The sequence below is a fragment of the Klebsiella sp. HN106 genome (assembly GCF_051209435.1).
Taxonomy (GTDB): Bacteria; Pseudomonadota; Gammaproteobacteria; order Enterobacterales; family Enterobacteriaceae; genus Klebsiella; species Klebsiella oxytoca.
Genome location: NZ_JBLURD010000008.1, coordinates 82,291 through 100,461, shown reverse-complemented (window position 1 = coordinate 100,461; position 18,171 = coordinate 82,291). Strand labels below are relative to the sequence as shown.

The following is an 18,171-nucleotide window of genomic DNA, read 5'->3' as shown; positions in this document are numbered from 1 at the left end:
ATAATTAACCATACTGAGGCGATGCTATGAAAACACAGGTGGCGATTATCGGGGCTGGCCCATCCGGACTCCTGCTGGGGCAGTTGTTACATCACGCCGGGATTCAAACCGTCATCCTTGAGCGACAGACTCCTGAGTACGTGCTGGGGAGGATCCGCGCGGGCATTCTGGAAAGCGGAACGGTAGAGCTGCTGCGCGAAGCCGGCGCCGCCCGGCGAATGGAGGCTGAAGGCCTGGTGCATCATGGCGTCGAATTTTTGTTTGAGGGCAAGCGGGTACCGGTTGCGCTGACGGAACTGACGGCGGGCAAAAGCGTGATGGTTTATGGCCAGACTGAAGTGACGCGGGATTTGATGGCCGCGCGGGCGGAATGCGGGGCGGCGACGATTTATGGCGTCAGCGAAGTCACTATTAATGAGGCAAAGAGCGATCGACCATCGGTCTCTTTTATCAGCAATGGCGAACACTGCCGCTTAGAGTGCGACTTTATCGCCGGCTGCGATGGCTTTCACGGCGTGTCCCGTCAAAGTATTCCTCCTGGGGTGCTGAAAGAGTACGAAAGCGTCTGGCCGTTTGGCTGGCTGGGGCTGCTGGCCGATACGCCGCCGGTGAACCCGGAGCTTATTTACGCGCACCACGAACGCGGGTTTGTTCTTTGTAGTCAGCGCTCACTAACTCGAAGCCGTTATTACCTCCAGGTCCCGCTCAGTGAAAAGGTTGAGGCATGGTCTGATGAGCGTTTCTGGAATGAACTCAAACGCCGCCTCCCTGAAGAGCTGTCCAGCAAGTTAGTGATTGGTCACTCACTCGAGAAGAGCATCGCGCCGCTGCGCAGCTATGTGGTGGAGCCGATGCAGTACGGCAGATTGTTTCTGGTGGGGGATGCGGCGCATATCGTACCGCCTACCGGGGCAAAAGGATTGAATCTCGCGGCGTCCGATGTGAACTATTTATGGCGCATCCTCCGTGAATATTATCACCATGGTCGCGTTGACCTGCTGGCGAGCTACTCTCGTTTTGCGCTGGATAGGGTATGGAAAGGCGAAAGATTCAGCTGGTTTATGACCCGTCTGCTGCATGATTTCCCGCAACAAAGCGAGTTCGATAGAAAAATGCAGGCGGCGGATCGGCGTTATTATCTTGGCTCACGCGCCGGATTAACCACGATCGCTGAAAACTATGTCGGTTTGCCGATGGAGCGCGTGGCATAAAGAGAAACCGTTCAGGAGTCCCGATGCAGGCAGTGAGTACCATTCCCGTTTTCAAACTGTATGGCGAAGAGCAGGGCTGGCCGACGCCCGATCTGCTGCACTGCGAGTCGATACTCCAGCGAAGCCATCTTTATGAATGGCATATCCGCCTGCATCAGCACGCAGAGCTGGTGCAGCTGCTATATCTGCACAAAGGGCAGGCGGAAATTGAAATCGAAGGTACGACGACCGTGATGAGGGAGTCCTGTATTCAGATCGTTCCGGCGCTGTGTATTCATGGTTTTCGTTTTTCCCCGGGTACGGAAGGCTACGTCTTGTCGCTGGCGCTGCCGCTGCTCGGAAGTCTCGAAAGTCAGTTTGCCAGTCAGTTGGATGTACTCGGCCAGCCGCGATGCGTGCCGGTCAAGGCGTCGCGGAGCCATATTCGGGCCCTATTCACCGCTTTGCGCGAAGAGTATCGCGAAGAGTATGACGCGCGTGAAATGATGCTGCATTCCCTGCTGGGAGCGCTGCTGGTGTGGTTGAACCGGCAGCATCGCCCGCAGCCGATAACGGCAGACAAAGCTGAGCGCAAGCGTAGCGTCATGCGTCATTTTTCTCGACTGATAGAAAGTCATTATCGCGAACATATGCCCTTAGCCGCTTATGCAAAGCTGGCGGGCGTTTCTGCAACGCATCTGAATTATTTATGCCATGAATTCTACGGCTGCAGCGCGCTGGGAGTATTACATCAAAGATTGATGCTTGAGGCGCGTCGCAATCTGCAATACACCAGCATGACGATTGCACAACTTTCTGATTATTTAGGATTTACTGATGCAGCCTATTTTTCTCGTTTCTTTCGTCGTTATAACGGCGAATCTCCTAAAGCATTTAGGAACAAAATAAAATGAAAAAAGATTTATTAAATATATCTTAAGTTAGCGTATCTAACGAAGCTTTTAATCATTTCTAATTTATTGCTGACAACTACCTGTGTTAATGTTAATCATTGGCGGGGATAACAGCAATATGTTACTCCCTATAATATAAATTGGCTTTAGAGCGCGGTACCGCGTGTTCGCCAGGGACGATAAAGATTCATTTTGGCAAAATAATATGATGGCTATTAAGTTATTCATCCAATTGTTTTTCTGCCGGTCGTGAATCTTCGACAGGAAGCGGAGGGTTTATGTTACCAGGACAGGGTAAGTTCGGCATTATTATCAGCAGAATACCGGTTATGCAGTCCGGCTTGAAGGCCATTGTTGGGGAGCATCTACCCGATTATGAACTGAGTTTTTGCCGTTCTCAGGATGAGCTCACCCTGCTGCAACTGCGGCGCGCAGTACTGGTTATTGCAGATTTATCCGGTGAAATAGAGAATCCAAGAAATATTTGTGAACACTACTACTCCTTAATGACGCAATACAGGGATATACACTGGGTCTTTATGGTAGGAAGTGCCTGTTTCCCATTAGCGGTTGAATTATTAATGCGGCCTGAAAGCACATTAATTTCAGACAGTGAGCCGGTAAAACGTCTCATCGAAGTGGTTCGCGCGGGTGGGCTTGCCGCCGAGCGAATCAGCCAGACATTGTTCTCTCCTGAAGTGGAACACATCGGTGACGAACAGCAAAAAATGGTCATTCTGACGCTTTCTGAGCGAAAAGTGTTGCGGCTTCTCGCTAAAGGATGGGGAATTAATCAAATTGCTGCTTTATTGAAGAAGAGCAATAAAACCATAAGTGCGCAGAAAAATAGTGCTATGCGCCGCTTGTCTTTGCGTAGCAATGCAGAGATGTATGCCTGGATTAATAGTGCACAGGGAATGAAGGAGCTGAATATTTATTCAGCCTATGGAGATCAAACTGAATGGAAAAAGACCTCACAGCACGATATGTCGCTATCGTAGAGAAATGTGCGATGACGGAAGTGGCCCTTCGCCACATTTTAATTAATGAAAGTGGTAAGAATTATCGCATTCAATTCTTTAAAGATACTCAGGCATTAAAGCGGGAGTTCCAGTCTAAAGATTTTTCGGCGATTATTTTTTCTCTTTCAGGTAACCGCCGATCCCGGCTTGAAAGCTTACTCTTTCTTCATGAGATTGCACGCTACTGCCCTGAAATGCAAAGAATTGTCTTAGCCAATGATGAAGCTGAAATGCGTCTGGTTAGCCATCTGACGCCTTCACGCCTGCACGGCATTTTGAATAAATCAGCCTGTCGGCTACAGCTGCAGGAACATCTGCTGCAGCTTCTCGAACGCAGCGGCCCGGCAAATGAAAGCTCGCTAAACCAAAAGCAGGGCATGTGTAGTCAAATTCTGAGCCCGACGGAACATACCATCCTGCGCTATATGTCTTATGGCTATTCGTTGCCTGAGATTGCGACACAGCTGGAGCGCAATATTAAAACGATTCGGGCGCATAAATTTAATGCCATGACCAAGCTGGGCGTCAGTTCTGATATGGGACTACTGAGCGCGGCTGATATATTAATGCGCTTATCGGCAAACAATGATGATGCCAGGGTAATGCGCCTTGCCCAGTAGTGCTAATCGTCTATTAAAGACAAACGTCAATCCATGTAGCATCCGTCAGCTGCGCCATTCGCTCGGGTGAAATGCGAACGGCGCTATGTATTGAACCTGCTGCTGGAAGCACTTCCGGATACTGTCTTAATGAAATATCGCAATACACTGCCAGCGGAACTTCCAGGCCAAAAGGGCAAACGCCGCCAATGGGGTGTCCGGTTAACGTAATGACCTCATCGCTACTCAGCATGCGCGCTTTAGCGCCGAATGCTTCCTTGAGTTTTTTATTATCCAGGCGTGCATCGCCTTTTGCGACAACAAGTACGACCCTTTCCTTTATTTTTAAAGAGAGGGTTTTTGCTATTTGTCCGGGTTCAACGTTATGCGCCGCCGCGGCTAACGCTACTGTGGCCGTACTCTGATTAAGTTCGATGATTTCGATATCGGGGGCGCGGTCAGCAAAAAACTGCCGCACGGACTGCAGACTCATTGGAATCTCCTGATTAAGGCTTGTTAAAAATCTGTCACAAGCTTCGCAAAGTGTAAATATCCCTGATAGATAATCAAGAATCTTTCCAATTTCTGGATCTCCTTCACATTCGCCGCAACCGGTTACTGTAACCGGTTGCGGTTATTCATTTAGATATGAATACTGACAAGGTAACTTCCCTGCTTCACCTATAACAAAAGAGCCGTGGATGAATCGAAAAGTCTTGAGCTGTAGAGGCGGTAGCTTATCCAAACGGATGGGTTCTTCGCAGAAGCGCATTCATCACAACGGCAAAATAATCGTTGTTGGGCCTGTTCATCTAGCCTGTCAGGAGGGCTGCCATGTCTGCTAACCATGCTGCATTTAATCTGATATTTCGCTTTGTAGAGAATTACATCAGCCCTGTCGCCGGACGCATCTCGTCCCAGCGTCACGTGATGGCTATTCGTGATGGTTTCATCTCCGCGATGCCGTTTATGATTGTTGGTTCATTTCTTCTGGTATTTGCTTACCCGCCGTTTTCGCCGGATACCACCTGGGGATTTGCTCGCGCCTGGCTGGATCTGGCAAAAGAGTTTGAAGGGCGTATTCTGACGCCGTTCGATATGACGATGGGCATCATGTCTATCTACATCTGCGCCGCGATCGCCTATAACCTCGGAAAGCATTACGAAAAAAGCAATCAGCTCGATCCCTTCATGTGCGCCATGCTGTCGATTATGGCCTTCCTGCTGGTGGCGGCGCCAAAAACGAACGGTAACCTGCCGGTAGATAGCCTGGGCGGAACGGGGATTTTTACCGCGATTCTGGTTGCCGTTTACTGCGTTGAGATGATGCGCTTTCTTAAAGCACATAATATTGGTATTCGCCTGCCGGATCAGGTGCCGCCGATGATCAAAAACTCTTTTGATCTGTTGATCCCGGTACTGGTGGTCGTCCTGACGCTTTATCCTTTGAGTCTGCTTATCCAGCATCATTTCGATATGCTGATCCCTCAGGCCATTATGGCTATTTTTAAACCGCTGGTTTCCGCAGCGGATTCGCTGCCGGCGATTTTATTGGCGGTACTGGTGGGGCACCTGCTATGGTTTGCGGGGATCCACGGCGCCGCTATTGTTTCCGGTATGCTGCAGATGTTCTGGCTGACTAACCTTGGAATGAACCAGCAGGCTCTGGCTCAGGGGGCTCCGCTGCCGCATATTTTTATGGAGGCGTTCTGGACATTCTTCATTGTGATTGGCGGTTCCGGGGCGACGATGGGGTTAGTATTCTGCTATTTGCGTAGCCGCTCGGCGCATCTGCGTTCAATTGGTCGTCTTAGCGTGGTGCCAAGCCTTTTCAACATCAACGAACCGGTTATCTTTGGCACACCTATCGTGATGAACCCGGTGTTCTTTATTCCCTTTCTGCTGGCGCCGATGGTTAACGCCGTACTGGCGTGGGCGGCAATGAAGCTGGATCTTATCGGCCGGGTGATTTCGGTTGTTCCGTGGACGGCTCCGGCGCCGATCGGCGGCGCGTGGGCGCTGGGATGGGATTTCCGGGCGGCGATTCTGGTCGTCGTTCTCGCCTGCGTTTCCGCGATTATCTACTTCCCGTTCTTCAAGGTGTATGAGAAACAGCTGCTGGCGCAGGAGGCCGAAGAGGCACAGCGCATGGCGGAAGAGAGTCAACAAACGGCATAAAAAAACGGGCGGCTAAAATAGCCGCCCGTTTTTAACAATTGTTTATTTCAACGTGCAGTCCCCGCACTGCTGAACATCCGGCAGGCGATAGCGCTGGCAGCAGGTTCGACGGACGAGCTGCCCTTCCCGCAAAACGACCGTACGCCAGAGCGGATTATCCTGGCCATCAGAAAACTGTTTTTCGAAGAAGCAGTGCTGACGCAGAGCGGCAATTTTTTCATCTCCGAGCAGGGTTTTCATTTCACCCAGATACCAGTTGATCAGGTAACCCGTATTGCTCCAGATAAGTTTGCCATTGATATCACCCGTGGCTTCAAGCGCCTGAACGACAGGTTGGAGAGCCGTAGCGATCAGCTTTTCCATCCTTGATTGCGCAGATTGTTCCGGCGAGGCGCCCGCCGAATGTACCTCAATCCAGAAACGGGCCGCACGGCCGGTTTCGTGAAACTCGACGCGAAAATGCTCCGGCGCCAGGCTAAGGGCGCGCTCTTCACTCAACAGCGCCAGCATTAATGGCGGAACCAGCAAACCGATGTACCACTGTGCCCACAGGGAAAGCAGCGGTTTCTGCTCACGGGGTTTCCCCGGCTGGTTACGATAAATATGGTCGGACCAGGTCGCCAACAGGGAACTTAGCATTGCGGGCTGCGACCACTCTGTAAGCGTCAGCGCATGATGGGGGGCTTCTTCATTTAGTCTCAGAAAATCAAGCAGATGGGGACGTAGCGCAGCGATCTTGTCATGTAATGCATTCGCCAGTTCGCGCTCAGCCGAAGGCAGCGGGGCCCGCCAGATGAGGTCATTATTGAATGCAAGTGAACGGTAAGCCATTGCGCGCCAGATACAAATCTAAATGATAATGATTTCCGATGTTAATGCCGGGGCGCCAGCTTGGCAAGCGATTTGTCCGCCTGATGACACCCTGCTGCGCGATACAGGGGTTAGCTGGCGAGAATAATGTTTCGCCCCATATTTTTGGCTTCATAGAGCGCGTTATCCGCTCGTTTCAGGGCGCTATCGATATCGGCATCTACGAGCGGCGTCATGCCGATACTAATGGTGACATTGGTCGCGACGCTTTCATTGAACATATGCGGGATTTTCAGATCGTAGACCCGCTGCCTGATTCGCTCCGCGGCCTGAAGGGCGTTTTCCGCACTACTGCTGGTCAAGAGCACCATAAACTCTTCGCCGCCAAAGCGGGCCACAATATCGCGCGAGCGCACGGCGTTACGAATGGCTGCGGAGACCTGAATTAAGGCCTGGTCGCCCATCATATGCCCATAGTGGTCGTTATAGGCTTTGAAATGATCAATATCCAGCAGCAGGACGTAATGCTCGCTACTATCCAAAGAAAGAATGGTGTCCAGACGATTTTGTAAGCCCCGACGGTTATACAAGCCGGTGAGAGGATCCAACATGCTGAGATCGTTAAGGGTATTACGTTCTTTCAACAGTTTATCCATGAGGCCCTGGGTGAAAACATCGCTGCGTTTTTGCATCAGGCTTTGCAGGGCGATCCCTGCAATCGGCAACACAAAGCACCAGGACATGCGCAACCACTGTTCGCCTCCGCCGAGAAACAGGCAGGTCACGTAGGTGGGTAGCGAGTGCAACGTAAAGGCAATGATATTGCTGGAAAAAGCAATGGTGCCGATAAATAGCACGCTTAATAACGCGATGACCAGGTAGTTAAAATGTGGGGGGCCCATCACCATTGCTTTTAGGGCTACATGCCATGCCCACAGCAGACCAAATATCAGTGAAATAAGCGGAATATTTATTTTGTGCTGGGCGAATTTCCAGTGCCATAGCAGCAGAACCGCGCTGCAGGCCACGATCAAAAAGCAAGGTGGGGTAAATGTAATGACGGTAAAGAGCGGGCTGACCAGAGATAAAAAGGATGAAACCAAATTAAGCAGTAAAAATAGCCGTAAGGAATACTGATATTTCTGTTCGTAATGGGATCGCCAGGATTGTGCAGTCATGTCGGAGTTGTCATTATTAATCGTTAAAATTCAAAGTGATGTGAGGTTGGAATGAATAATAAAAAACAGTGCGTAAAATAAGGTTTTTACGAAATAATCAGACAATTTAATATATAAATTATTTTGTTTAATTTATCACCTTCATGAATGTATGTCATTACCGCAAACGTAAAGAATAAGGATGCGCTATTTTCCCTGGATGACAAATGATAAAAATTATCATATGGTATTGGTTATCATTATCGTTGTGAGAGGCGAAATCATGTTGCAGCGAACTTTAGGGAGTGGATGGGGCGTGTTGATCCCTGGCGTAGTGCTTGCCGCCCTCGGGTTTGCCGATTTGTCGGTAGATGCCTGGCGTGGATTGGTCACTTTGGGAATGCTGATGTCAGCGATGATGATTTGGCACCGGCAGCTACGGCATTTTGTTTTGCTGCCATCATGCGTGGCGCTGATCGGTGGAATAATGCTGATATTGCTGAATTTGAGGCTGATGGGATAAAGCAGAAGGGTAAGAATATTGGTGCGAGGGGGGGGACTTGAACCCCCACGTCCGTAAGGACACTAACACCTGAAGCTAGCGCGTCTACCAATTCCGCCACCTTCGCACAGTATTCTTAATTTTTGATATCGCCTCGTTGGTGCGAGGGGGGGGACTTGAACCCCCACGTCCGTAAGAACACTAACACCTGAAGCTAGCGCGTCTACCAATTCCGCCACCTTCGCCCAGTGCGAGCAATATCAACGTGGATTATGGTGCGAGGGGGGGGACTTGAACCCCCACGTCCGTAAGGACACTAACACCTGAAGCTAGCGCGTCTACCAATTCCGCCACCTTCGCATACCATCGACACTATAAAAGTATCGTTACCACGGAGGCGCATTCTAGTGGTTTTCAGCTATTCGTCAATAGTTAATTGTATCAGTTGGATTGATTGTTGCAAAAATGGGCGACTGAGAGGGTAAAGTTCGGCGACGAGCGTCTGCTGTCGCCGAAAAAACGCGGGACTATTTCCTGGCCTGACGCGTCATCACCGTCCGGTAAACCTTAAAGCGGCCCGTCTGGGCAATCACTTCATGGAAGCCGAAGATCTCATCCAGCACATTCGGATAGGGCAAGAAGGCGTTGGCGACGATGCGTAGCTCTCCGCCGCTGTTCAAATGCCGAACGGCGCCGCGAATCAGGGTCTGAGCGGCTTCCAGGCTGGTCTGCAGACCATCGTGGAAAGGCGGATTGGAGATAATCATATCGAAGCGGCCGTTCACTTCAGAAAATACATTGCTGGCGAATACTTCCCCTTCGATACCGTTAGCGGCGAGCGTGGCGCGGCTGGCTTCAACTGCCGGGGCGCTGACGTCGCATAAGGATAAGCGGACTTTAGGCGAGTGGCTGGCCAGCACGGTTGCCAGCACGCCGGCGCCGCAGCCGACGTCCAATATTTTACCTTTGGTGTGCGGCGTCAGGGTTGAAAGCAGCAGCTGGCTACCAATATCCAGGCCATCGCGGCTGAAGACGCCCGGCAGCGTTTTAATCGTCAGATTTTCCAGCGGATACTCGCCCCAGAACTGCTCGGGATCGAAGGCCGGCTGTTTTTCCAGACGACCGTGATAGAGACCACAGCGGCGCGCGCTGTCGACTTTAGTCAGCGGCGCATATTCCGCCAGCATCTGCTCGGCGCTGCGCACGCCGCTGCGGTTTTCGCCAACCACGAAAATATCAATACCGACCGGCATCAGGGAAAGCAGATTCATCAGCTGAAACTGAGCTTCGGGTTTGTTTTTTGGCCAGTAGTAGATCAGCGTATCGCAATCGGCAACATCGCTGGCTTCCGCGACCAGGCTAAAACGGGCGTTTTCACCCATCTGGCGGCTCAGTACCTGCCAGTGGTGAAACTGCTGGGTATGGGCGCGGCTGGCAGCCGTATCCAGACGAGCGGGCAGGTCATCCTGCAGGTCACCGGCAAACAGAACGCGGGCGGACTCGAAATCATCACTGTGGCGCAGCAAGACTTCACTTGCCGGGGTAAAAGCGGACATGAAACACTCCTTCATTAAGACTGGCGCCGATTATACACGTTATCTTTCAGCCTGCCTCTTTGTTGGCGGCGGGATACGCTCCGGCCGCCGCGTAGTTTGTTGGCGCAAATACGACGTATTTGCTATATTGCGCGCTTAATTAACAGGAGTGTTTCGCTATGACATCCCGACGAGACTGGCAATTACAGCAGCTGGGTATTACCCAGTGGTCGCTGCGTCGTCCTGGGGCGTTACAGGGTGAAATCGCTATCTCGCTTCCTGGACACATTCGTCTGGTGATGGTGGCGGAAGAACCGCCATCGCTGACCGAACCGCTTATCCGCGATATTCTGCGCACGCTGTCCCTGACGCCGGAGCAGGTAATGCAGTTGACGCCTGAGCGCGTGGCGATGTTGCCTCAGGACGCACGCTGTAATAGCTGGCGGCTGGGTACGGACACGCCGCTGATGCTGGCGGGCGCGCAGCTATCCACGCCCGCTTTCGATGAACTTCAGACCAGTACGCCTGCTCGCATGGCGCTCTGGCAACAGATCTGCTCACATGAACACGATTTCTACCCTCAACGCGGCTGATTTGCCACGGGCCTGGCAAATTGAAACGCGCGCCCACGCTTTCCCCTGGAGCGAGCAGACGTTTGCCAGCAATCAGGGCGATCGCTATCTGAATCTTCAGCTGTCCGTAGACGGGGAGATGGCGGCCTTTGCTATTACGCAAATCGTGCTCGACGAGGCGACGCTGTTTAATATCGCCGTCGATCCCGCTTTTCAGCGTCGTGGTCTGGGCAGAGCGCTGCTGGAGCAGGTGATTGATGAAGTAGAAAAACGCGGCGTCGTCACGCTGTGGCTGGAGGTGCGCGCGTCTAACGTCGCCGCCATCGCGCTCTATGAAAGCTTAGGCTTTAACGAGGCGACGATTCGCCGCAACTATTACCCCACGGTCGACGGACGTGAGGACGCCATTATTATGGCACTGCCAATCAGTATGTAAGACAAGGTGATACGATGAAGTGGGACTGGATTTTCTTTGATGCCGATGAAACGTTATTTACGTTTGACTCGTTTAGCGGCCTACAGCGGATGTTTCTCGACTATAGCGTGACCTTCTCCGCAGAGGATTTTCAGGACTACCAGGCCGTGAATAAGCCGCTGTGGGTGGATTATCAGAACGGCGCTATCACTTCTCTTCAACTGCAGCATCAGCGCTTTGACGGTTGGGCGGAGCGCCTGAACGTCCCTCCTGGTGAGCTGAACGCCGCGTTTATGAACGCGATGGCGGAGATCTGCTCGCCGCTGCCGGGCGCGGTGTCGCTGCTGGATTCGCTGCAGGGTAAGGTGAAAATGGGCATCATCACCAACGGTTTTACCTCGCTACAGCAGACGCGTCTTGAACGTACCGGGTTACGCGATCATTTTGATTTACTGATTATTTCCGAAGAGGTTGGGGTCGCTAAACCGGATACGCGCATCTTTGATTATGCCCTGGCGCAGGCGGGTAACCCCGATCGTTCACGGGTGCTGATGGTGGGTGATACGGCGGAATCTGATATTCGCGGCGGCGTGAATGCCGGCCTGGCCACCTGCTGGTTTAACCCTCATCAACGCGAGCTGCCTGCCGACCTCCGCGCGGACTGGACGGTCACCTCTTTAAGCGAACTGGAGCAACTCCTGTGTAAACACTGATTGCCTCCCCCCCATTGATGGGTAAAATAGCCGCAATTTTTTCGTATTCAACATGCGCGGCGCATTGCCGCGTTTACTAAGAAGATTGAATTATGACGTTGTCTCCTTATTTGCAGGAGGTGGCCAAGCGCCGCACTTTTGCCATTATTTCTCACCCGGATGCCGGTAAAACGACCATTACTGAAAAGGTGCTGTTATTCGGACAGGCTATCCAGACCGCCGGTACGGTAAAAGGCCGCGGCTCCAGTCAGCATGCGAAGTCTGACTGGATGGAAATGGAAAAGCAGCGCGGTATCTCCATTACCACTTCCGTAATGCAGTTCCCGTATCACGACTGTCTGGTCAATCTGCTGGATACTCCGGGGCACGAAGACTTCTCCGAAGATACCTATCGTACGCTGACGGCGGTGGACTGCTGTCTGATGGTTATCGATGCCGCGAAAGGCGTCGAGGATCGTACCCGTAAGCTGATGGAAGTCACCCGTCTGCGCGATACGCCGATCCTGACGTTTATGAACAAACTTGACCGTGACATCCGCGACCCGATGGAGCTGCTGGATGAAGTGGAAAACGAGCTGAAAATCGGCTGCGCGCCGATCACCTGGCCCATTGGCTGCGGCAAGCTGTTCAAGGGCGTTTACCACCTCTATAAAGATGAAACCTATCTCTACCAGACCGGTAAAGGTCACACTATCCAGGAAGTGCGCATCGTTAAAGGGTTAAATAACCCGGATCTGGACGCGGCGGTGGGCGAAGACCTGGCGCAGCAGCTGCGCGACGAGCTGGAGCTGGTGCAGGGCGCGTCTAACGAATTTGATAAAGATCTGTTCCTGGCGGGCGAAATTACGCCGGTATTCTTCGGAACCGCGCTGGGTAACTTCGGCGTTGACCATATGCTGGACGGTTTAGTGGAGTGGGCGCCTGCGCCGATGCCGCGTAAAACCGATACCCGCACCGTGGAAGCCTCGGAAGAGAAGTTCACCGGCTTTGTCTTTAAAATTCAGGCCAACATGGACCCGAAACACCGCGACCGCGTGGCCTTTATGCGCGTGGTTTCCGGTAAGTACGAGAAGGGCATGAAGATGCGCCAGGTGCGTATCGGCAAGGATGTGGTGATCTCCGACGCGCTGACCTTCATGGCCGGCGACCGTTCGCATGTGGAAGAAGCGTATCCGGGCGATATCCTGGGTCTGCATAACCACGGCACCATCCAGATTGGCGATACCTTCACCCAGGGTGAAATGATGAAGTTCACCGGTATCCCGAACTTCGCCCCGGAACTGTTCCGCCGCATTCGCCTGAAAGATCCGCTCAAGCAGAAACAGCTGCTGAAGGGTCTGGTTCAGCTTTCTGAAGAAGGCGCGGTGCAGGTGTTCCGTCCGATCGCCAATAACGATCTGATCGTCGGCGCGGTGGGGGTACTGCAGTTTGACGTCGTCGTCGCTCGCCTGAAGAGCGAATACAACGTTGAGGCGATCTACGAGTCGGTCAACGTCGCCACCGCCCGCTGGGTGGAATGCAGCGACGCGAAGAAATTCGAAGAGTTTAAGCGTAAGAACGAAATTCAGCTGGCGCTCGATGGCGGCGATAATCTGACCTACATCGCCCCGACCATGGTTAACCTGAACCTGACGCAGGAGCGTTATCCTGACGTCCAGTTCCGCAAAACTCGCGAGCATTAATCCTCTCCGGAGCGCGGTTTTCGCCGCGCTCCACGTCGTTTTTCTTTCAGAAGCCCCTATCTGGAAAGTTCTTAATTCTTACCGTTTTGCCTGCTTTTTTACCCGTTCATGCCGCACTCTTCCGTGTATCTACTACATTTAATAAGTAATTTTTGGAATCCTGGCTTAATAGACTACTTATTTTGCTTTACCTGCTTAGATATAACGAGGAACGACGATGACAAGACTTAAGAGCGGCAAGACACTCCTGGCCCTCTTCCTGGGCTCAGCAATAATCAGCGCTTCGGCGTATGCAGAAAACTCGACCGTAGACAGCGCAAAATCTGCAGCCAGCAATGCCGGTCAAGCCGTTGATAATTCGATGAACAAAGTCGGAAACTTTATGGACGACAGCACCATCACCGCCAGGGTGAAAGCGGCGCTGATCGATCATAAGGATATTCGCAGCACCGATATCTCGGTGAAAACGGAAAATAAAGTCGTCACGTTAAGCGGTACAGTTGATAGTTCAGAGCAGCATAAACAAGCGCTTAGCGTAGCTAAAGCCGTTGAAGGCGTGAGCTCGGTAAACGACAAGCTTAGCGTGCAGAACGAAAAATCAGCGTCGCTGAAGGGCTACGCGGGCGATACCGCGGTGACCAGCGAGATCAAAGCTAAATTACTGGCTGACGATATCGTCCCGTCGCGTAACGTGAAAGTTGAGACCACCGATGGCGTCGTACATTTATCCGGCACGGTCGAGTCCAGCAAGCAGTCGGAACGTGCTGAAGGCATTGCTAAAGCCGTTTCCGGCGTCAAAAGCGTGAAGAACGATCTTAGCGTTAAATAAATCCATTCATTAAAAGAATTTATTCTGCGGTCTTTCCGCAGGATGTGTAGCACCACAGGGTTGTGTATGCGCGGCCTGAGTGCGCAGAAAATCGACCGTCATTAACTATGGTAAGGAGAGACGTATGTTTAGATGGGGCATTATTTTTCTGGTGATCGCTTTAATTGCCGCCGCTCTGGGTTTTGGTGGCCTGGCAGGTACCGCTGCCTGGGCTGCTAAAATTGTCTTTGTTGTCGGTATTATTCTGTTCCTGGTCAGCCTGTTCACCGGCCGTCGACGTCCCTAGACGTTAATCAGTGAAATACCGTCTTACATAAAGCCAGTCAATGAGACTGGCTTTCTCTGTTTCAGGGCGTTAAAAATTGCGTTACCTTTGTTTTTATAATAAGCCAGACAGGAAAGCAGGGTGGGGCAGCGAATTCCCGTGACGTTGGGCAACATTACGCCGTTATCTGTTAAACCCTTCCAGCCGGGCAGGCTTGCGCTGGTGTGCGAAGGTGGGGGACAGAGGGGCATTTTTACCGCCGGGGTGCTGGACGAATTTATGCGCGCGGGATTTAACCCGTTCGATATGCTGTTTGGCACCTCTGCCGGGGCGCAAAATCTCTCGGCCTATCTGTGCAACCAGCCCGGCTATGCCCGCAAGGTGATCACCCGCTACACCACCGCCCGCGAGTTTTTCGACCCGATGCGTTTTGTCCGCGGAGGCAACCTCATCGATCTCGACTGGCTGGTCGACAGCACCGCCAAAAAAATGCCGCTGGCGATGGCTTATGCTGAAGACCGTTTTGCTCAGGGTAAAGAGTTCTGGATGTGCGCCTGCCGCGGCGATGATTATACGCCCAACTACTTTTCCCCTACCCAGCAAACCTGGCTCGATCTGATTCGCGCCTCCAGCGCGATTCCCGGTTTTTACCGCAGCGGCGTTATGCTGGATGGGGTGAGCTATCTGGACGGCGGCGTCAGCGATGCGATCCCGGTGCAGGAGGCCGCCCGTCGGGGCGCGCAAACAATTGTAGTGATCCGCACCGTGCCTTCGCAGATGTACTACACCCCGCAGTGGTTTAAACGGATGGAGCGCTGGCTTGGCGAAAGTAGCCTGCAGCCGTTTGTGAATCTGGTACAGCACCACGAAACCACCTATCGCTCCACGCAAGAGTTCATTGAGAAGCCGCCGGGTAAGCTGAGAATTCTGGAAATATATCCACAGAAGCCATTGAAAAGTATGGCGTTAGGCAGCCGTCTTCCTGCTTTACTGGAAGACTACAAAACCGGGCGCCAGTGCGGGCGCTATTTCCTCGCTACGGTCGGTAAACTGCTGGCCGACAGGCCTCCTTTGCTGCGTCATGCGCCACGCATTGCGGTACCGAAAACGGTGGTTATCCCGCCGGCGCCCGTGGCCAACGAGATCCCTCAGGTTCCGGTCATCGCGGCTGAGCAGGCCAATGATGCCAGCTTTGATAATGAGGACCTCGCGTGACCTTGCGATTGATTGATACCCACTGTCACTTCGATTTCCCTCCTTTCACCGGCGACGAAACTGCCAGTATTGCCCGAGCGGCTCAGGCTGGCGTGAGGCAAATCATCGTACCGGCGACGGAAGCGGATAACTTTGCCCGCGTATTAGGGCTTGCGGCGCAGTATGCTCCGCTCTACGCGGCCCTGGGGCTTCATCCGATAGTAATTGAGCGGCATGAAGAAGAGAGTCTGGCGCGGCTTGAAGCCTGCCTGGCGAAACGCGATGCTAAGCTGATCGCGGTTGGGGAAATTGGCCTCGATCTCTATCGCGAAGATCCGCAGTTCGAGCGCCAGATTTCTCTCCTGGAGGCGCAGTTGCGTCTGGCGAAACGCTACGACTTGCCGGTCATCCTCCACTCCAGACGCACTCATGACAAGCTGGCGATGCTGCTAAAAAAGCACGCTTTACCGCGTACCGGCGTGGTGCACGGTTTTGCCGGTAGTCTTCAGCAAGCCGAACGTTTTGTCCAGCTGGGCTATAAAATCGGCGTTGGCGGTACCATTACCTACCCGCGCGCCAGCAAGACCCGCGATGTGATGGCGCAGCTACCACTTTCTGCGCTGTTACTGGAGACCGATGCGCCGGATATGCCGTTAAACGGTTTCCAGGGGCAGCCGAACAGGCCTGAGCAAGCGGCTCGCGTCTTCACCGCCTTATGTGAGCTACGCTCTGAGCCTGCTGAAGAGATAGCTAATACCATGTTTTGTAATACAAAAGAGGTTTTTGCTATTTTATAACCTTTTATTGAGTGACTTGTGTCTCATTCCTGCCTTTTTATCTCATTGTTTTGCCTAAAATGTGTGAGCTGTGATGAGCGTGATGGTTCCATGCCGTTATAATCGCGGGGTTTTACGCTGAACTATCAATACACAGGGATTCTGTATGCAAATTATCATGGGACTTATCGGCATGGTGGTGCTGTTAGCCATCGCAGTGCTCCTCTCCAGTAATCGAAAAGCCATCAACCTGCGCACCGTCCTCGGCGCCTGGATTATCCAGGTGGGGATCGGCGCGTTAATTCTCTACGTGCCGGCCGGGCGCACGGCGCTGCTGGCCATGTCTAACGGCGTTGCCAACGTGATTGCTTACGGCAATGAAGGGATCGGCTTTATTTTCGGCGGTCTGGTTTCCGACAAGATGTTTGAGGTCTTCGGCGGCGGCGGGTTTGTTTTTGCCCTGCGCGTCCTGCCGGTCATTGTCTTCTTCTCATCGCTGATCGCCGTGCTTTATTACCTGGGCATTATGCAGTTTGTGATCCGCATACTCGGCGGGGCGCTGCGCGCGGTACTGAAAACCTCGCGCACGGAATCGCTCTCTGCCACGGCGAATATTTTTGTTGGCCAGACCGAAGCGCCGCTGGTCGTGCGTCCTTACATCGCCACCATGACGCGCTCTGAGCTATTTGCGGTGATGTGCGGGGGCCTGGCTTCGGTCGCAGGCTCCGTTCTGGCCGGTTATGCCCAGATGGGCGTACCGTTAGAATATCTGATTGCCGCTTCATTTATGGCGGCACCGGGCGGCCTGCTGTTTGCGAAAATTATCGTGCCGGAAACCGAGCAGCCGCAAGATAGCCCGGCGCTGGAAAAAAATGACGCCGATCCGGAAGCGCCGGCAAACGTACTGGATGCTGCCGCATCCGGGGCAGCTTCGGGGATGCAGCTGGCGCTTAACGTTGGCGCGATGCTGCTGGCGTTTATCGCGCTGATTGCGCTGGTTAACGGGATCCTCTCCGGCGTGGGCGGCTGGTTTAACTACCCGGATCTGTCGCTGCAAATGATTCTCGGCTGGGTCTTCTCGCCGCTGGCGTGGGTGATTGGCGTTCCATGGAGTGAAGCCACCGTGGCCGGCTCATTTATCGGCCAGAAGCTGATCATCAATGAGTTTGTAGCCTATATGAATTTCGGCGAATATCTGAAAGCCGACGCCGAGGTGGCTGCCGCAGGTTTGCAGGTCATTTCAACCCACACTAAGGCCATTATCTCCTTTGCCCTTTGCGGTTTTGCCAACCTGTCATCCATTGCCATTCTGATTGGCGGTTTAGGCGGTATGGCGCCCAATCGCCGCCAGGAAATCGCACAGCTGGGCATGCGGGCGGTGGCGGCGGGTACGCTCTCAAATCTGATGAGCGCCACCATCGCAGGCGTCTTCCTCGCGCTATAACGCGTCCTTCAGCGAGAAAATACCGGTGGCGGCGCTGCCGCCGGTATTTTTATCACAATTGTTAAAATTCCATCATCCTGCAACGCTCTGTTTTTCCATCGTTAGTGCTCTTTTTCGCCGTTGTTCGCACAAAATGACCCTGCTGATATCGAGTTGTCGCGTTCGGATATGTTATAATAATAACATTCCGTCGGGCCGGAGCTTGCTGTTTATGCTTATAAAGTGCTGTACGCTCATGAAGCCCGGGCTTGGCTATTTAGTGTGATTTAAATCACGTCACAGCAATGCAAATTGGCAATTAGTTTTCATTAACTGTGATGTATATCGAAGTGTGGCGGCGAGGCAATGTTACAATAGTAACAGACTCGCAAGGT

The 18,171-nt window shown here is 52.7% G+C and carries 19 protein-coding genes and 3 tRNA genes; 15 read left to right on the top strand and 7 right to left on the bottom strand.

Annotated features, from left to right (window positions below; translation table 11 throughout):
• Positions 1 to 26: 26 nt before the first annotated feature.
• From pobA to bglJ, 4 genes are all read left to right on the top strand, one after another.
• Positions 27 to 1,211, top strand: coding sequence for a 4-hydroxybenzoate 3-monooxygenase (gene pobA, locus ACSIPU_RS19030; protein WP_024273698.1), 1,185 nt, complete (start codon positions 27 to 29; stop codon positions 1,209 to 1,211).
• 23 nt (positions 1,212 to 1,234) lie between these two features.
• Positions 1,235 to 2,104 (top strand): helix-turn-helix domain-containing protein, encoded by an 870-nt coding sequence (locus ACSIPU_RS19025; RefSeq protein WP_004108485.1) that lies wholly within the window; start codon positions 1,235 to 1,237, stop codon positions 2,102 to 2,104.
• A 278-nt stretch (positions 2,105 to 2,382) separates the two neighbouring features.
• Positions 2,383 to 3,105: a helix-turn-helix transcriptional regulator gene (locus ACSIPU_RS19020; protein ID WP_004108484.1), complete on the top strand. Its 723-nt coding sequence runs from the start codon at positions 2,383 to 2,385 to the stop codon at positions 3,103 to 3,105.
• Positions 3,066 to 3,746, top strand: a complete 681-nt coding sequence (bglJ, locus tag ACSIPU_RS19015; RefSeq protein ID WP_004108483.1) for a DNA-binding transcriptional activator BglJ — start codon at positions 3,066 to 3,068, stop codon at positions 3,744 to 3,746. The genes ACSIPU_RS19020 and bglJ overlap by 40 nt, the downstream gene beginning before the upstream one ends.
• 13 nt (positions 3,747 to 3,759) lie before the next feature.
• Here the strand turns inward: bglJ and ACSIPU_RS19010 are convergent, their stop codons facing one another.
• The gene (locus ACSIPU_RS19010) at positions 3,760 to 4,218 is read right to left on the bottom strand and encodes a YbaK/EbsC family protein (protein WP_004108482.1); all 459 of its coding nucleotides are present in this window, start codon (positions 4,216 to 4,218) and stop codon (positions 3,760 to 3,762) included.
• Between the two features lie 341 nt (positions 4,219 to 4,559).
• On the opposite strand from ACSIPU_RS19010, the gene ACSIPU_RS19005 reads away from it, so the two are divergent.
• The gene (locus ACSIPU_RS19005) at positions 4,560 to 5,903 is read left to right on the top strand and encodes a PTS cellobiose transporter subunit IIC (RefSeq protein WP_004108481.1); all 1,344 of its coding nucleotides are present in this window, start codon (positions 4,560 to 4,562) and stop codon (positions 5,901 to 5,903) included.
• A 42-nt stretch (positions 5,904 to 5,945) separates the two neighbouring features.
• Here ACSIPU_RS19005 and fhuF read toward each other — a convergent pair whose 3' ends face one another.
• Together fhuF and ACSIPU_RS18995 are read right to left on the bottom strand one after the other, a co-directional pair.
• Positions 5,946 to 6,734: a siderophore-iron reductase FhuF gene (gene fhuF, locus ACSIPU_RS19000; protein ID WP_004108480.1), complete on the bottom strand. Its 789-nt coding sequence runs from the start codon at positions 6,732 to 6,734 to the stop codon at positions 5,946 to 5,948.
• Between the two features lie 110 nt (positions 6,735 to 6,844).
• The gene (locus tag ACSIPU_RS18995) at positions 6,845 to 7,891 is read right to left on the bottom strand and encodes a GGDEF domain-containing protein (RefSeq protein ID WP_004110370.1); all 1,047 of its coding nucleotides are present in this window, start codon (positions 7,889 to 7,891) and stop codon (positions 6,845 to 6,847) included.
• Between the two features lie 262 nt (positions 7,892 to 8,153).
• On the opposite strand from ACSIPU_RS18995, the gene ACSIPU_RS18990 reads away from it, so the two are divergent.
• A complete protein-coding gene (locus ACSIPU_RS18990) occupies positions 8,154 to 8,393 on the top strand; it encodes a DUF1435 domain-containing protein (protein ID WP_004110371.1) in 240 nt (79 codons plus the stop codon).
• A gap of 19 nt (positions 8,394 to 8,412) precedes the next feature.
• Here ACSIPU_RS18990 and ACSIPU_RS18985 read toward each other — a convergent pair.
• From ACSIPU_RS18985 to rsmC, 4 genes are all read right to left on the bottom strand, one after another.
• Positions 8,413 to 8,499: transfer RNA gene (locus tag ACSIPU_RS18985), tRNA-Leu, on the bottom strand.
• A 31-nt stretch (positions 8,500 to 8,530) separates the two neighbouring features.
• Positions 8,531 to 8,617, bottom strand: a tRNA-Leu gene (locus ACSIPU_RS18980).
• A 28-nt stretch (positions 8,618 to 8,645) separates the two neighbouring features.
• Positions 8,646 to 8,732, bottom strand: a tRNA-Leu gene (locus ACSIPU_RS18975).
• A 167-nt stretch (positions 8,733 to 8,899) separates the two neighbouring features.
• Entirely contained in the window at positions 8,900 to 9,928 is a 1,029-nt protein-coding gene (gene rsmC / locus ACSIPU_RS18970) for a 16S rRNA (guanine(1207)-N(2))-methyltransferase RsmC (RefSeq protein ID WP_032728863.1), read from the bottom strand.
• 158 nt (positions 9,929 to 10,086) lie between these two features.
• Between rsmC and ACSIPU_RS18965 the strand changes: the two genes are divergently transcribed.
• From ACSIPU_RS18965 to ACSIPU_RS18925, 9 genes are all read left to right on the top strand, one after another.
• The gene (locus tag ACSIPU_RS18965) at positions 10,087 to 10,500 is read left to right on the top strand and encodes a DNA polymerase III subunit psi (protein WP_017145042.1); all 414 of its coding nucleotides are present in this window, start codon (positions 10,087 to 10,089) and stop codon (positions 10,498 to 10,500) included.
• Positions 10,469 to 10,915 (top strand): ribosomal protein S18-alanine N-acetyltransferase, encoded by a 447-nt coding sequence (gene rimI, locus ACSIPU_RS18960; protein WP_004108475.1) that lies wholly within the window; start codon positions 10,469 to 10,471, stop codon positions 10,913 to 10,915. The genes ACSIPU_RS18965 and rimI overlap by 32 nt, the downstream gene beginning before the upstream one ends.
• Positions 10,916 to 10,929: 14 nt before the next feature.
• Complete coding sequence (gene yjjG, locus ACSIPU_RS18955) at positions 10,930 to 11,607, top strand: pyrimidine 5'-nucleotidase (RefSeq protein WP_017145041.1); 678 nt, start codon at positions 10,930 to 10,932, stop codon at positions 11,605 to 11,607.
• 92 nt (positions 11,608 to 11,699) lie between these two features.
• Complete coding sequence (prfC, locus tag ACSIPU_RS18950; protein ID WP_004108474.1) at positions 11,700 to 13,289, top strand: peptide chain release factor 3; 1,590 nt, start codon at positions 11,700 to 11,702, stop codon at positions 13,287 to 13,289.
• A 217-nt stretch (positions 13,290 to 13,506) separates the two neighbouring features.
• Positions 13,507 to 14,118: a molecular chaperone OsmY gene (gene osmY, locus ACSIPU_RS18945; RefSeq protein WP_004108473.1), complete on the top strand. Its 612-nt coding sequence runs from the start codon at positions 13,507 to 13,509 to the stop codon at positions 14,116 to 14,118.
• A 124-nt stretch (positions 14,119 to 14,242) separates the two neighbouring features.
• Complete coding sequence (locus ACSIPU_RS18940) at positions 14,243 to 14,404, top strand: DUF1328 domain-containing protein (RefSeq protein ID WP_003856556.1); 162 nt, start codon at positions 14,243 to 14,245, stop codon at positions 14,402 to 14,404.
• A 120-nt stretch (positions 14,405 to 14,524) separates the two neighbouring features.
• On the top strand, positions 14,525 to 15,598 hold the full coding sequence (locus ACSIPU_RS18935; protein ID WP_004108471.1) for a patatin-like phospholipase family protein: 1,074 nt from the start codon (positions 14,525 to 14,527) through the stop codon (positions 15,596 to 15,598).
• Positions 15,595 to 16,374 carry a metal-dependent hydrolase gene (locus ACSIPU_RS18930; protein ID WP_032728864.1) on the top strand — a complete coding sequence of 260 codons (780 nt, stop codon included), beginning with the start codon at positions 15,595 to 15,597 and terminating at the stop codon, positions 16,372 to 16,374. The genes ACSIPU_RS18935 and ACSIPU_RS18930 overlap by 4 nt, the downstream gene beginning before the upstream one ends.
• A 145-nt stretch (positions 16,375 to 16,519) precedes the next feature.
• The gene (locus tag ACSIPU_RS18925) at positions 16,520 to 17,797 is read left to right on the top strand and encodes a NupC/NupG family nucleoside CNT transporter (protein ID WP_004108467.1); all 1,278 of its coding nucleotides are present in this window, start codon (positions 16,520 to 16,522) and stop codon (positions 17,795 to 17,797) included.
• Positions 17,798 to 18,171: the final 374 nt, after the last annotated feature.

Bases quoted from the DNA above. Each gene is read 5' to 3' on its own strand.
- pobA (WP_024273698.1), top strand. From the start codon at position 27: ATGAAAACACAGGTGGCGATTATCGGGGCTGGCCCATCCGGACTCCTG.
- ACSIPU_RS19025 (WP_004108485.1), top strand. From the start codon at position 1,235: ATGCAGGCAGTGAGTACCATTCCCGTTTTCAAACTGTATGGCGAAGAG.
- ACSIPU_RS19020 (WP_004108484.1), top strand. From the start codon at position 2,383: ATGTTACCAGGACAGGGTAAGTTCGGCATTATTATCAGCAGAATACCG.
- bglJ (WP_004108483.1), top strand. From the start codon at position 3,066: ATGGAAAAAGACCTCACAGCACGATATGTCGCTATCGTAGAGAAATGT.
- ACSIPU_RS19010 (WP_004108482.1), bottom strand. From the start codon at position 4,218: ATGAGTCTGCAGTCCGTGCGGCAGTTTTTTGCTGACCGCGCCCCCGAT.
- ACSIPU_RS19005 (WP_004108481.1), top strand. From the start codon at position 4,560: ATGTCTGCTAACCATGCTGCATTTAATCTGATATTTCGCTTTGTAGAG.
- fhuF (WP_004108480.1), bottom strand. From the start codon at position 6,734: ATGGCTTACCGTTCACTTGCATTCAATAATGACCTCATCTGGCGGGCC.
- ACSIPU_RS18995 (WP_004110370.1), bottom strand. From the start codon at position 7,891: ATGACTGCACAATCCTGGCGATCCCATTACGAACAGAAATATCAGTAT.
- ACSIPU_RS18990 (WP_004110371.1), top strand. From the start codon at position 8,154: ATGTTGCAGCGAACTTTAGGGAGTGGATGGGGCGTGTTGATCCCTGGC.
- rsmC (WP_032728863.1), bottom strand. From the start codon at position 9,928: ATGTCCGCTTTTACCCCGGCAAGTGAAGTCTTGCTGCGCCACAGTGAT.
- ACSIPU_RS18965 (WP_017145042.1), top strand. From the start codon at position 10,087: ATGACATCCCGACGAGACTGGCAATTACAGCAGCTGGGTATTACCCAG.
- rimI (WP_004108475.1), top strand. From the start codon at position 10,469: ATGAACACGATTTCTACCCTCAACGCGGCTGATTTGCCACGGGCCTGG.
- yjjG (WP_017145041.1), top strand. From the start codon at position 10,930: ATGAAGTGGGACTGGATTTTCTTTGATGCCGATGAAACGTTATTTACG.
- prfC (WP_004108474.1), top strand. From the start codon at position 11,700: ATGACGTTGTCTCCTTATTTGCAGGAGGTGGCCAAGCGCCGCACTTTT.
- osmY (WP_004108473.1), top strand. From the start codon at position 13,507: ATGACAAGACTTAAGAGCGGCAAGACACTCCTGGCCCTCTTCCTGGGC.
- ACSIPU_RS18940 (WP_003856556.1), top strand. From the start codon at position 14,243: ATGTTTAGATGGGGCATTATTTTTCTGGTGATCGCTTTAATTGCCGCC.
- ACSIPU_RS18925 (WP_004108467.1), top strand. From the start codon at position 16,520: ATGCAAATTATCATGGGACTTATCGGCATGGTGGTGCTGTTAGCCATC.